Here is a 13,957-nt window from a genome sequence, read left to right on the forward strand (position 1 = left end):
GGGTGTAGTCGAGCGCGTTCTGGGACAGCGGAATAAAGCTGTCCCGACGCCGCCTTAGCGCCCTGGCAAAGCCCTGCCCGACGTAGGTGGTGGCGCCGAGCAAGAGGATCATAAGACAAAGCAGAAAAACTGAAAGCTGAAGGCTGAAATTAACTAACAAAAGCGGAAAACTGAAAGCTGAAATCAGAAATTAAAAATTCAAGCGGTTGGTTTTTTCCGTTTTCTGCTTTCAGCTCTCAGCTTTCAGCTTTCAGTTTTGAATCTAAAATCGAAAATCAAAATTCTAAAATTCTTAAAACCGGTATCCCAACGTCAGCCCCGTCTGCGTGATGGTGTAGTTATAAAAAGCAGACCCTGAACTAATGTAATCCACAGAATAAAAAATCGAGGCTGTCGCGCGCTTAAGAAACGTGGTGCTCAGGGCGACGTTGAGGGAGGTCGAGTCAAAGTTGCTGGCGTTGGATGCGGCCGGGCCGAGGGTGCTGGCTTGATAGGTGCTGGTCGAATAACTGCCACTCACGTTCAGATAAAGCCGGCCAAGGAGCCGTTGGGTAATGCCCGCGTTCAGTCCCGTGCTCTCCGAAACCTGATCCTGAAAATAAGCCGGGCTTACCGCGCTGCTGGCCCCAATCGCGAGCGTGGTGGGCTCAAACAACTGGTATTGGGCCGAGAAAGAAAAAATGGGACTGAGCAAGTCCGGCGTGTTCACCCCCACGAATTGCATGTCATTTAACCCTCCACTGAACACGAGGCTGAGCTTGTTACCCACGCTCCAAATGATGCGCCCCTGGTATTGCTCGGAAGTCATGTCCGGCCCGACGCTCAGGTTGTTGTACGTAAACCCGGCGCCGATGCCGACGCTGAACTTGGGCCAAAAGGCGTAATTGAGCCAGTCCATGGTGGACCAGGTCCGGTAATCGGTGAGCGCCTCGAAGGCGATTGGCTGATCGATGTACAGGAAGTATTGGCTGAGGTTGAGATCAAATGAGAGCTTGCTGCCCAGTTGACGCGAGGCGCTCAAGGATGTCGCGTAGGTTTCCTGGCTGAGTTGGGCCGCGGTTTCGATGAGCGGCTGCGAGGAGGAGACGTAGCTTTGGGACAGGCCAAAGGTCCAATCGTCGTACGTTGTGGCGCCCGTGAGAGTGACGGACTGGTCGGTGCCATCTTGCAAGTGGGGATCCGAATAGTAACGGAGGGTTGGCGTATAATCGAGAGACCAATGATTGCCGATCTGGACCAGAATCCCGGGAGAAAACTGGTTGATGAAGGAATTGACCTGTTCGCCGGGGAGCGGTTCAAGGCTATTGCCATAGGAAAGCTGGTACAGGAAGTGAGGGTAGAGGTGAAACGGGCCCCACTGGAGCAGGCCTGGGGTGCCGGCGGGCAGACCCGCCGAGGCCATCGGCGGGGCAGAAGCAAGCTGGCTGGTGCCTCCGAAACGGGGGCCGGGGGGAACACCGGGGATGCCGCCGGCAGGGAGAGGGCCCGGGGGCGCAAGCTGCGGATTTGTGAGCAACGGTGCCGGGGCCGAGGGTTGGTTCGTGAGCACTGTGATTGGGGCGGGCGGTTGATTCGTGAGGACGACTGGCGCTGAGGGCTGGTTCGTTACAACGGCCTGAGACGGGAGAATGGAGGGGTAGATGTTAGTCAAGGTATCCTGGGCGCCAGCGCCGTTAGTATAGAGAATAATGCCCGCAAACAGGCATAAAAACCAGGGCGTGGCGGACCTCCAATACCCTAAGCCGGAACCATGCAGTTGGTTTCGCGGGGAGCGCGCCCGCCCCGGGCGCTGTCCGGCGCGCCCCGCGCCGAACAGCCCAACCAAAAGGCGGAGCCGTGCGTACACCCTTGCCGACGGCGAGGGTGGCGTCGGCTGCGCCCGAGCAATTCGCATTTTGAGATTTTGAAGCTCCTCTGCCGCATAAATGCGGCGTTCCGCAACAACCGGAACGGCCGGAACGCCGCATTTATGCGGCAGCGGCTGCACCAAAGTGAGAATTGGTGGCTGCGCCCGAGGCGGGCGCGCTCCCCATTTCAGCCGCATCATTCCGGCTAGCGTGGAAGATAGCGGATGGGCGACGGCAATGCCGGTCCGGCCGCCAAGCTTTGAACTCTGGTCGCTCACTTTTGGTCGAGGTTGTGACGGTAGAGGAACCACATGGTTTTGACGAACGGCTCCCAGGAATAGCCTTCGCGGTTCCATTTGTCCTGGTCGTTTAAATGCATGTCCGGCCAGGACTGCATGATAATCCGGCCCGGTTCGTTGTCGTCCTCAGTCATCCAGCGGTCCATGTAATCGAAGAAGGCGTCGTGGTTCCAGTTGGTCTCGGCGTGAAGCATACGGATCACGAGGGCCTCGCCGATCCAAGCGCTGCTGCTATTGACGCGGCGGTATGCCTCGCTGGTAAAGTTGTCCTTTGTCCATTTGGACGGAGGCAGATTTTCGTAAGGCCCCCACTTGGGCCGCTCCGCTTTACCAGTGGCACTTTGGATGCCCGAGTGGCCGGCAAAGAGGGCCTTGGCGCCGGTCCAACCCTCACCGTACATGGTTTGGTTGTCTTCGCCAAACTCGACCTTGGGATAGGTCTTGGTCGGGCAGGCCATGGCGTCGTCGCCCAGGAGAATCCCGGCGAGGACGATGGGGAACTTACGGCCACTGCCGTGCCCGCCCCAGCCTTGCCAGCCCGGATGGCCGTTTTGGACCAGGCCCCAGTAGTCGATGCCCACCTGGACCATATTAATCAGGAGCCGCTCTTTGTTTTCGGAATTGTAGTCGAGCATGAGCATGAGGCCGCCCACAGATTGGGCTTCGGCCACCCATTGACCGTAGTGAGGCATGTTCTCCATGGGCTCTTCAAAGCCGAAGAAGCAGGTATTGAACCAGGGCCGCTGAAAGACACGAATCCAGGTCAGGAGATTGGGAGCATTGGCTGGGAGCGGCAGACGCCGGAGCAGATTCTTCCTCAGGTTATGCGCATAGTAGATTTTTTGCCGCCGGTCACCATAGGACGGGCGAAAGGCATCGGACGGGAGCGGCTCAGCAACGCAAGTGAGGATTGCCAGGGTTTTGATAGGACTATTGTCGCCTTGCTCGCGGCCCCCTTCGCTGTGGTAAGGAAAATCGGCTTTTTTACCCACCTTCAGACTGATCGTGGAGACCAGGCAATCGCCAGGTTTCAACGGCACCGGCGCGAACTCCAGCAAATCCGGGTTGCAGTAGTTCATGATGCCGCTATCAAAGGCGACTTCCTCTCGAGCGGGTGGGTTGAGCATCGAGCCGTTGCGGATGTATTTGCCGTCGGGCCTTCGATTCCGTTCTGCCTGGCAGATTTCAGTTTGGGGCACCTGGTCGCCGAGGAGCGGGCGGGGGTCTATGTTGGTGACGGCGACACGGCCCACGACATAAAAGTCGCCATTAACGAACTGACCGACAGGCGCGGGCTGCTGGAAGGTCCAGGTGATACCGTACTGGGACACGGACTTGAGCCGCGGCAGATCGCTGAGGGACGGAGCGCTTGGCGCATTGGTAACTGTGGCCGCCGCACCCGGAACCTCAGCGGCGCCGGCGCGGCAGAAAGCCGCGAGGATTAAAAGAATGGTCCCGCGTTTCAGAGTTCCTCCCACTCCCCATTTCAGGTGAGTTTCCATCCATCACTCCATTACTCCATCACTCCGCCGCTTATGCTTTCTCTCCTCATCTGAGAAATCCGCGTCATCTGCGGTTCCAATCGAAAATCGAAAATCAAAATTCGAAAATCCGGTCCATCACTCCCCTGCCCCGTTCTTTTCGAGCAGTCCGTGGTTGAAGATCGTTTCGATGGCCTCTCGGTGGGTTTCGCACAAGACCGTGTTGCGGACGCCGAGGAGCACGCCGGGTTTGTAGAGCAGCCGAGTGAGGAGACCGCGGCGGTTGATGTTGCGGAGGAGGCGGCTATGACCGAGGAGGCCGCTGATGTAGGCGTGCTTGTTTTCTTCACAGAATTTCAGCCACTCGGCCTGGACGAAGGCGTCGTCCTGGATAGCGGCGGAACGGTCGGCCAGGGCCTGGCGAAACTTCTCCTCCCGCTCCTTGGGCATGCGGCGCGCGCCGGGAGCCGGATCGGATTGGGTGAAGGGGACGATGTCCATCGTCGAGGTGACATCTGGTGCGATGGCGAGCTTGACAAGAAAGCCCTCGTGAAAAGGTGGCAGGTCGCGGTAGATGGCCTCGTCCATGAGCAGAGCGCCCTGGCCATACACGATGTGGGCGCCGCGGTACTGCTCGTAACCGCCGAGGACGTGCGGATGCTGGACGATAACCGCATTGGCGCCCATCTCGACCATGAACCGGCAAGTGTTCTGGATGCGGGGGCTAGGAACGAGGAACTCGTCGCCGCCATGGAGCAGGACGATGAGGTAATCGAACTCGGTGCGGTGAGCGGTCACGTTGCGGACGAAATCAATCAGGTCGAGAGGGTTGACACCGGCGGAGTTCTTGGTCGCGATGGAGAATTCATGCTCGGCAACGGCCAGAATGCCAAGCCTGAGGCCACCCAGGTTCCGGATCAGGATCTGGCGCGCGGCGGCGAGGTTTTCACCCGCCCCAACGGTCGCGATGCCGGCGCGGGCACACACGTCCATGGTGTTTCTAAGGCCAGGCGCGCCATGGTCGAGGATGTGGTTGTTCGCAAGGTTGAGGATGCCGATGCCGGCTTGTTGGATCCCTTTGATACACATTCCAGACTGACCAAAGACCGGGCCGGTCTTTCGGATCGGCATTGGCTGAGCGATTAAGGGGCATTCGAGGTTGGCAATGGAAAGAGAAGTCTGTCCAAACTCATCTCTTAGATCGTTCAGCAATATCTGAGCAAATCCCTGTTCAAATAGGGCCTTGTTGCACCCAATGGGGCAAATGTCAGCGCCGATAAGAATAGTTGTCATTTAGGCTCAGGACCGTGGGCAGCCAGATTGCTCTTCAGGTTGGCAAACCTGCGTATTCGATGGACGGCTGGTTTCAGTCGGTCGCGCCCCTCGCATAATTGCCTGCGCATAATCGCCCATACCGGCGTGCGAGTGAACGGAGCCTTGTGATGATCCAGCGCATTGGGAAGAACGGAGCGGATGTCCATGACCACGCCTGGTGTGGTTGGAATCGGTTCCGATGGGCAAGCAGGAGTGAGTTGAACGGGCGACAGGTCCTCGCGCCAAGTCAGAGGCTCGGGTTGGTCCGCCTTGAGCCATGGCCGCTCGATATGAATCGCGGTAACACCCTCCGGGACAGTGAACCGGACTTGGCGAGAGTACAGCCTCAGGTGCATGGTACTGCCGTCCCGCCGGCTCCAGAAGTTCGAGCGCGCTATGGATGTCATATCTGTCCAACCCACCTCACCAGTTTGGTTAATCGAATCGGCCAGTTTTCTCAGCACGCCCAGGCCATCGGCGAGGTCGTCATGATGCCCGACGGGGACGATGGCTTGGCCAAAGAAGCCAGCGAGCAGAATTCGCGGCAGGTTAATCAGGCCGAAAGTGAACCTCGGAATGACCGGCAAGCTGCCAGCCAGGAAGTCCGCCGGAGCCAACCCAGCCGCTTCGGGCCAGGCTCTGGCTCGATTATGCTCCATGATAAAGGCTGGCGAGACACAGGCCGCCTCGAAACCCATGCGAGCCAGCGTGCCGGCCATTTCATCGGAGCAGGCATGATGGGGTGCGGCCATGACTCGGGAGACTTCCAACCCGGACTGTTGCTCGAATCGTTCAACCCGGGTTAATGCTTGAGCGACGAGCGCGGAGCGGCGCTGTTCGGAGTACGGGAGGGCTAGTTCATTTCGCGCGTGATTATTCCCATGCACTAAGAGCGAGAGCAGGTCTCCATTTTCCTGGAATAACCTGGCCGTGGAGCGGTGGAGGTGCCAGGCGTCCAGCGGCACCATGGCGAAGGAGGCGTGATAGCGGTGCTCGCGCGCATGCCGAGCCAAACTGGCAAAATTGATATATCCGTAGCTCCTCCAGTGAAGATTGGGGTCATCAAACATGAGGCAGGCGCGAGGTGGCGGTGGTTCCCAACCAGCGACACCACGGAAGAAGGTCAACAATGGCAGGAGTTCCGCCCAACAGTCGCTTTGGAGATACTGAAAGAGGAAGGCGCCCTCCGGAAGGTCAGGGAGGGTACCGCCAACCAGGTGCAAGTCCGCAGCGCCCTCCTTGCGGTGAGCCCACCAAACGCCATCTCCTAAGCCCACGACGGGTTCGTCGCGGGCTTCAGCCTTCAGAGGGCGAACACGACCGGTCGAACCTTCCGAGAGGGTGCGGTTTCGGAAGGAGTGCAAGAGAAGCGGGCTGGAGCCGAACTTAAGATTGGGGGGGACTGCTGGCGACGGCATCGATTGGGATTCCAAATAGGCCAGACAATTGAAACCCGCGCGAGTCAAACGGACTGCCTCGGCGCGGCTACCACCCAGCAGGAGAGCCGCCCGACACGCATCCGCCGCGGCGCCTTGATCGTTCACCAACTCAACCGAGAAGAGCTCACCTAGTGCTCCCAGCAGCCGACGGGAGGCCGGGAGCCTGTCAGCGGGGAAAACTGCGATTCGAGGGCGATGCATGGAGACGCTGAAATGGTTATCGGATTGGCCGGAGTCTATCAGGGAACTGCCTGGGAGTGACCGGCCTCATAACTGAGTGGGAGCCGGCGGCCCTCACGAGCTTCGGTGAAGAAAAGGGAACCTACGTAACTGTGCAACTCACATTCACGGTTATCGATCCTTGGCTTCAGACAAAATGTGCATTAGCGCCTTGCGGTCGAACTTTCCATTTGAGTTAAGCGGAAAGCGCGGAAGAGCATGCAGGGCCCGAGGCACCATGTAAGCCGGGAGCCTGGATTTGACGGCGTCAAGCACAGCCTGGGAATCGATGGTATCGGTCTGCAGGAAGGCTTCGATGGCGTCAGCGCCACTGGGTGTTAATGGCCAGCCAAGAGCAACGATACCATCCACGCCGGAGACCTGGCGAAGAGCCGCCTCAATTTCGCCTAGCTCGATGCGATGGCCGAGGATCTTGATCTGATTGTCCATCCGGCCCAAATAGACCATCGGCTGACCGGGCGAGGGCCGGCGGACGCGGTCGCCGGTGCGGTAATAAAGACGGTCCTTGCCGGGAGGAACCACAAAAGCGCGGGCGGTCTTTTCCTGGTCGAGCCAGTAACCGAGGCTGAGCTGGGGGCCTGTCATGAGCAGTTCGCCATCCGAGCCCGGCTGCACCTCGTTCAAATTCTCATCGGTGACCAGGGCATCCATCCCGGCGAAGGGTTGCCCAATCGGCACAGTGCCTTGCTCGCATTGGGCCGGGGAGCTGAGGCTATCCCAGCGATAGGCCGTGCAGGCAATGGTCAACTCGGTCGGGCCGTAGATGTTTTCAATGATTGAGTTTGGAGCGGCTTTGGCCCATTGGATAACAGTTTCCATCGGCAGGGCTTCCCCGCAAAACAGGCTGAGGCGGAGGCGGCGGTACATGCCGGGCTTAAGCAAACCGAGACGCTTCATGAACAGAGCGGTCGAGGGAACCGAGAACCAGGCCGTGAGGCGTGAATTGTTAATAAACCGATCGGGTTTAATGGTATCCTTTTGGCTTGGGCAGCAAACACAGGCCCCCTGCTCCCAGGCGACAAACATATCATGAGCCGAGAGGTCAAAAGTCATGTCGAACGTCTGAGAGAGGCGGTCTTCGTGGGTAATGCCGTAACGTTTGATGGTCCAATCAACATAATGCCGGACGTTGTCCTGGGAAACGACGACGCCTTTGGGTGTGCCGGTGCTGCCCGAGGTAAAGAGGAGATAGGCAATCGAGCCGGGCTTGTGTTCCGGTGGCGACCAGGCGGCGGCAGGCTCCAAGTCGTCAGCGCCGAGAACAATGTGCTGGGCCCAGCGTTTGGCGAGTTGGGTGACATCGCGGCGGTCGGGGAAAAGCAACAGGAGCTGAGCCTTAGCATCGGCGAGGACTTGTTCCAATTGCGGCTCAGACTGACTATCGACGATAACGGAACGGCATTGGGAGCATTCGAGCATGAGCCGGGTGCGCTCGGGCGGGAAGGTGCGGTTGAGCGGAACATAGCCATGGCCGCGGAAGAGAGCGCCAAGGACGCCGGAAAAGGCAGTTGCGGAACGGTAGGCAAACACGGCAGTAAGCGGCGGGGCGTCAGCGAGGGAATGTCGCGCCAAGGTAGCAGCCAGGCTGGCGGCGCGGTCAAGTAAATCCGAATAGCTGAGGGTGTGGCCGTTGACCTCAACCGCAGGACGGCCAGGGAACTGAGCAGCCGAGCGGCGAAAACCGGACCAGAGAGGGATGGCTTTGGTTTGCGATCGGATGGTTTCGTTCATGGTAAACAACCGAGCGTGTTGCTTTTCAGCGGAGAGGTTTGAGATTGCGACTAAACTGGCGGACGGTGGTCTTCGGGTCCAGGGCCAGACCGATGCGCGCCACGGGCTTAGCCGGGTTGCCTTGGGCCAGGGTCATAGGAGGGACTGACTGGGTAACGACACTGCCGGCAGTAACCACGGCGCCGCGGCCGATGGTCACACCCGGCATGATAATGGCGCCGGGCCCGATGAAGACCCCAGGCTCGATAGTAACGCCCTGGACCTCGCGGAAATGCGCGATAATGGTGGTGCGTATTCCGACGGCGGCGCCGTCGCCGATAGTTACCAGGTGCGGGTAGGACGTCTCGATAATTGCGTCGTATCCGATCCAGACATTTTTACCGATCCTCACACCGCGCCAGCGATTTAGCCAAACGCGGAGCGAGGTGGCCCCCGGGGCATTCCGGGCGATCGATTGCAGAAGCCTGTTCTTGCACCCGCGGAGCAGCCCTTCAGTCCTCACGTTCCCTTAACCTCAACTCGCATGGAAAATAGTTCCCAACCTTTTGGCTGGACTTTGAAGGATTGGGAAATCTCGAACCCGGCAGAGCGGTAGAGTTTGAGGGCGACAGTGTTGTCGCTTCGCACATCCAGGCGAAACGAATGAAAACTCAGTGCTAGGCCAGCGGCAAAGACTTGTTTGAGCAGAGCGGCGCCAAGCCCTTTTCCACGATGCGCTTCATCGACTGAGAGCGAGCGAAGGTAATATTCCCAGGACTGGACGGTGGGGGTCATCGCGCGAATGATGTCTGTGTTCCGGGTGAGGTTTGCGCGCTGGGAGCTGTCACTTTCCTTCAGCAGAGCTAGCATGTCCATCCGTTGCCGATCGGCAAGGTCTTGGCCGCTCAAGTGCAAAGCTATGCCTGCCACCTCACCTTCAGCTAACGCCACAGTAACGCGGTCGAAGCCGAACCCCGAAGAAGCCCTGCCCACCCAGGACCGCAGGCGAGCCAAGGCGCTTTCCGTGCTCCCAAAAAGAACGTCAAAATACTCTGGGCCGGAGGCATATATCAACGCCGCCGTTTTCGGTAAAAGGCCGTCCAAGCTTGGCATTTCCCTAAGCGGCCGGAATACATAATTGTTCTCGTTCACTAGAAAGTAAAAAATGCTTCGCTACACAAGCCAGGGCCAACCCTGGTCAGGCAGGCATATCCTTTGCGTTCTGAGCGACGTACCTGCAGAACGGGCCAATTATCGTGAATTCTTCGGCATCGATGTGTTCCATATCCAGTTGGATACTAAATTCCCGCTCGACATCGCCGATCATGTCGAGAACGCCCAGAGAATCAATGATACCCTCTCCCAGCAGATCGAAATTGTCGGAGATAACTTCGGGTGCAAGGCTACGGCTGGCCAGTGCGCTAGAGTATTTTCTTAGCAGGAACTCCTTTACGTTTTCCGTCGTGCATTTTTTCATGTCAGATCTTCAAGCGATTTGGTCAAAACTTGCCAATGAGTTTTCCCTTGGCATTGAGGCGACAACAGGGGCATCGTCCGCGGCACCCTCCACGAGGACGGCCACGATGTGAGCGTCCAAAAAAGGTCACCTATACGCAATGAGCGCGCAATTCGATCTGAGAATGTAACAGATACTCAAAGCGCCTCAAGAGCATTGCGTTCGCGAGGCGGTGCTTGCCTCGCAATGGCCAGGCAGGCCCGACGTGATCCACTACGTAACCGGCATTCTCGAACAACTGGCGATACGTCGCCGGACTGAACCAGCGCAGATGGGTTTCGTCCATGATTCCTTCCCGTTCGTAATCCCAGCGACCGCGCAGCAACATAAGCAGGACGGAGTAATGGCAAACGTTGGGTGAGCCAGCAAGCACAATGGCCCCCGAGCGCAGGAGTGGGCGGAGTTTAGCCAGAACCCGGGCGGGGTCGCGCAGGTGCTCGAGCACCTCGCTCATGAGCAGCACATCGAAGGAGGAGGGCGGCAGGTCAATGGCCAGTTGCTCGATATCGCCGAGGATCACCTGATCGAGCCTGCTGCGGGCCTGGGCCGCGGGCTCGGCGCACAGCTCGATGCCACAGGTCCAGCCGCATTTGCCCTGCGCACGCGCCGCGGTAGCGGTGTTGCCCGCCCCGCATCCGAGCTCGATGAGTCTAGCGGTCGGGTTATGCGGCAATTGCTCCAAAAAGGTGCGGCGGACTCCTTCGAAATAATGGTTTGCCTTGATGGAGTAGGCGCTATCACTCATCGGAGGGAGCGGGGGTTGGTTGGAGGCTAAATCGGCTGCCGAGTTCATTTTGGCACGGGTATGAGGGCCGGGCCTCGTTTTTGGAGCAACCAGAGAACAAACAGGGCGGTCCAGAGCGTGTGCAAGATGTATGCTGCCAGCCGCGCGGAGACCAAACCGAGGGCGCCGCGGCTCAGCATGAACCAGGTGCCGCCGCAAAAGACAATGGCCCAGCCAAGGTTCATGCAGATCTCGGTCCACATTCGGCCGGAGGCGGCGGTCATCTGGCCCATGGGCATTTGGATGGCGAGGACGGCAGAGGTGGCCATCGCGACCATGACCACGTTCGGATGCTGGGCAAAGCTGGCGCCGTAGATGCCCATGATATAGCGGCTGCCTAAAAAACCGAGCAACACCAGTGGAATGACGACGGCGGCGTTCATCGCCATTGTATAAGCAAGGATCCTGCGACACGAAGTTTTATCATCGGCCCCCAACCGTTCCGATAAGACAGGGATGGAGGTGCGGGCAAGAACGCCCGGGAGAAAAAGAAGGGCGTAGAACCATTGGTTGGCGGCGTTGGCGATTCCCATCTCGGCGTAGCCGTGTGGCTGGTTGACCAGGAGCGCATTGCATATCCAGGTCACCGGGGCAGCAAGCATGCCGCTGATGACGGCCGGTAACGAAAATCTCCAAAGAACGCGAATCTCGGCGAAGGAGCCTTTGACGACAAGAGGAATACCGGCGCTGGTTAGTTCCCTCCGCAGAGCGAAGTGATAAAGCAGCCATGTGGCGAAAGCAGTCAAGGTCAAGCCCCACAGAGCGCCAGTCAGCCCGAAAAACACCACACCACAGACGATCAGCGGGAGAGAGAGCAGACCGGTATAGAGATTTAACTGGGCGGTGAGCCGAAAGGCCTCAAGGCCAACCAGCGCGCCCATTTGAGCCCCATTTAACGCGGTGAATAGAATCAGGACTGCGCCGATACGCAATGCGCCCGAGAGCTGAGGTGCCGCCAGGGTGTGGCTCGCAAGCCAGGGTGCCCCAACCAGCAAACAGACGGCCAAGACGCCCCCTGAGACCAAAGCAACAACAGTTGAAAGCCCAAGGATCTTGCCAGCCCGTTGCGGGTCTTTGTGTCGGTACTCGGCGACGTGCTTGGTTGCGGTTAGCCCGAGGCCGAACCCGGCAAAAGTTCCAAACATGGTAACAGTGCTCTGGACAATGCCATACTGGCCAAAGCCTTCCTTGCCCAGGAGGCGGGCGACGACTACGGAGCTGACAATTCCCATGAGCCGGGCGATAACAGCCCCCACGAATGACCAGAAAGCACCGCGGGCGAGACGTTGGCCCAATGAGCCTGTTCGCAATTGCCGCGAAAACAAAGTGGTGATGCGAGAAGGCAGCGGAGCAGGAGAGTTTACGAGCACACGTTTTATTTTTACGGTCTAAACAAGATTGTCCTCAGCGCGCCTGGATTTGGGAGCAAGCGGACAGGTTTCGCCACGTTCTGGAATCGCAACCTTGCCCGCCTGAAGCAATTGTTGGTAGAGGCCTTGGGGGTCGCTGACTCGCTGGCCGACTTCGTTCCGTTTGATCTGATGCAGATACCAGTTTACAAGGGTTTGCTTGAGAAGGGAGAAGGGCCAGCGCTCGACCTTGCTGCAGGGAGTCATAACCGGCAACCGGCGCCACCATTTGTGACGCATGTAAAAATAAGCGGGCCAAAACGCCCAAGGGAGCGCCGTCAGGCCGGCGGTGTTATGAATGCAGAAAGCCGAAATTAGGTACGATTTCATCCCCCGCTGGCGTGCTGCCAGGCAGATATCTGTTCCATATAGGTGGAAAGCGGGCAATTTTTCGTCAAAGCACAACTCGGCCGAGCGGCGGAGAACGACGAGGGCTTCATCCAGCGAGATGCATGGAATGGGCTTTTCAAAGGGCCGCCCGAGCACCTTCTGCAGCCCGGTACAGTAGGAATACCCGGCGGGCTTAGCCTCGACCGTGATGCCCCAGACGCCCAGCACCGCCCAATCGGGGTCTAGCGCGGAGAGCCTGGTGATAGCCTGCGCCAGGCAGTCCTCCCATCCGTCGGGCAGATAGACGTCCTGATGAGCGAAAACGAGGATGTCGCCCGTGCTGTGGCGGATACCAGCATTGTAAGCGGCGCCGGCGGAGGCAAAGCCGCGCATGACCTGGAAGTCGGTCGCGCGAGAGACGCAGGGAGAGCGTGCGAGACAGCTCTGCAAGACCGAATCGTTGTTCGATGCGGTGATAAGGGACCAGTTCAAAGGGGCAATGGGGTAGCGGGTGGATGCGGTGGCCTTGCGGTCAGGGCAGGACACGAACGCGGTAAAAGCGAGAGGAAGCCAGCGGGGAATCCGTGGTGCTGTTGGTCAAACTGCCCTCGAGTGGCATACCGAGCGCGGACCAGGCAGTTGCGTTCAAATTGCTCATGTACTCCACCTGGTAAGTGGCGTTCGAGACTGCGTCCCAGCCCAGTCGGACAGATGAAGCACTGGACCCTTGAATAACTAGATTTCGCGCGAACGTATTACCGATATAGAGCGCTTCAGCCTCCCCCGAAGATAATACGCGGTTATAGATGCGTACGTCGTCGATCCTGCCCTCGAAAAAACCGGCGGCATAATTGCCGTCATAAGACATTGGACCAGGCGGCATTTGCATTGCCAGCTTTCCAACACAGAGCCACCTTACAGGCGCAGAGCCATAAACTTGAAGAAATGGAACTCCAACCGCGTTTGTCTGCACCGGCAAGCCGTCGTAATATGCCACTGCTCTGTTCGCGTTGCAGTCCACTGTGGCTGTGTAGAGATGATAACTCGTATCGACCGGTGTTGGCCACGTCAAGACCGTACTATAACCGCCCGGCAACGGATATACGAGAAACTGCATCGAACTCGAATACACTTTCGCAAAATCCCAGCCGTTGGTTCCACTTTGATCATCCAGGTACTGGGCGTCACGTCCGTTGCTGATAACCCATACCGCCTGCGGGGTGTTTTGTCGAAACTGAACCCAAAGACTAACTGTGGCGTTGGTGAGGTATCTTATTCCATTCAAGTTCGTAATGCCGAAGTACTGCGACACTGGGATGTAAGTGCTCGGTGGCTCGAGCAAGGTCGAATTCGTCTGCCAATATCCGCCAATCGTCGCAAAAACACCTTGGGTGGCCGTGATCCAGTTCGTGGGGTTGAAGCACCAACCGTCATGGCCGTTTCCAGTAACGTCAATAACTTGTCCAGAGGAAAAGTCCTCGTCGAAGTTCAGATCGACTAGCAAGCTCGCGTCCTGGGCGTGGAGTTCGCAATGCAAGGCAAACGCGAGTAAAAGCCCTGGAAGGAGGGGGGTTAGTCTGACATTACT

Annotated in this window: 12 protein-coding genes; all 12 read right to left on the bottom strand. The window is 58.3% G+C overall.

Annotation, left to right across the window (positions count from 1 at the left end; translation table 11 throughout):
- Window positions 1-292 precede the first annotated feature (292 nt).
- Entirely contained in the window at window positions 293-1,894 is a 1,602-nt protein-coding gene (locus VG146_13895) for a hypothetical protein (GenBank protein ID HEV2393439.1), read from the bottom strand.
- 227 nt (window positions 1,895-2,121) lie between these two features.
- Window positions 2,122-3,648, bottom strand: coding sequence for a hypothetical protein (locus VG146_13900; protein ID HEV2393440.1), 1,527 nt, complete (start codon window positions 3,646-3,648; stop codon window positions 2,122-2,124).
- A 117-nt stretch (window positions 3,649-3,765) separates the two neighbouring features.
- Window positions 3,766-4,920 (bottom strand): CapA family protein, encoded by a 1,155-nt coding sequence (locus VG146_13905; GenBank protein HEV2393441.1) that lies wholly within the window; start codon window positions 4,918-4,920, stop codon window positions 3,766-3,768.
- Window positions 4,917-6,359 (bottom strand): hypothetical protein, encoded by a 1,443-nt coding sequence (locus tag VG146_13910; GenBank protein ID HEV2393442.1) that lies wholly within the window; start codon window positions 6,357-6,359, stop codon window positions 4,917-4,919. The genes VG146_13905 and VG146_13910 overlap by 4 nt, the downstream gene beginning before the upstream one ends.
- A 372-nt stretch (window positions 6,360-6,731) precedes the next feature.
- Complete coding sequence (locus tag VG146_13915; GenBank protein HEV2393443.1) at window positions 6,732-8,351, bottom strand: amino acid adenylation domain-containing protein; 1,620 nt, start codon at window positions 8,349-8,351, stop codon at window positions 6,732-6,734.
- Window positions 8,352-8,376: 25 nt separating this feature from the next.
- On the bottom strand, window positions 8,377-8,742 hold the full coding sequence (locus tag VG146_13920) for an acyltransferase (GenBank protein ID HEV2393444.1): 366 nt from the start codon (window positions 8,740-8,742) through the stop codon (window positions 8,377-8,379).
- A gap of 107 nt (window positions 8,743-8,849) precedes the next feature.
- A complete protein-coding gene (locus VG146_13925) occupies window positions 8,850-9,443 on the bottom strand; it encodes a GNAT family N-acetyltransferase (GenBank protein HEV2393445.1) in 594 nt (197 codons plus the stop codon).
- An 85-nt stretch (window positions 9,444-9,528) separates the two neighbouring features.
- A complete protein-coding gene (locus VG146_13930; GenBank protein ID HEV2393446.1) occupies window positions 9,529-9,807 on the bottom strand; it encodes an acyl carrier protein in 279 nt (92 codons plus the stop codon).
- 130 nt (window positions 9,808-9,937) lie between these two features.
- On the bottom strand, window positions 9,938-10,639 hold the full coding sequence (locus tag VG146_13935; GenBank protein ID HEV2393447.1) for a class I SAM-dependent methyltransferase: 702 nt from the start codon (window positions 10,637-10,639) through the stop codon (window positions 9,938-9,940).
- Window positions 10,636-12,000, bottom strand: coding sequence for an oligosaccharide flippase family protein (locus tag VG146_13940; protein ID HEV2393448.1), 1,365 nt, complete (start codon window positions 11,998-12,000; stop codon window positions 10,636-10,638). Before VG146_13940 ends, VG146_13935 begins: the two co-directional genes overlap by 4 nt.
- Window positions 12,001-12,018: 18 nt before the next feature.
- Window positions 12,019-12,915, bottom strand: coding sequence for a hypothetical protein (locus VG146_13945; protein HEV2393449.1), 897 nt, complete (start codon window positions 12,913-12,915; stop codon window positions 12,019-12,021).
- The coding region (locus VG146_13950; GenBank protein ID HEV2393450.1) for a LamG-like jellyroll fold domain-containing protein at window positions 12,902-13,957 on the bottom strand (1,056 nt) is incomplete at its 5' end. The genes VG146_13945 and VG146_13950, both read right to left, overlap by 14 nt.

This window comes from Verrucomicrobiia bacterium (assembly GCA_035946615.1).
Lineage (GTDB): Bacteria > Verrucomicrobiota > Verrucomicrobiia > Limisphaerales > UBA8199 > DASYZB01.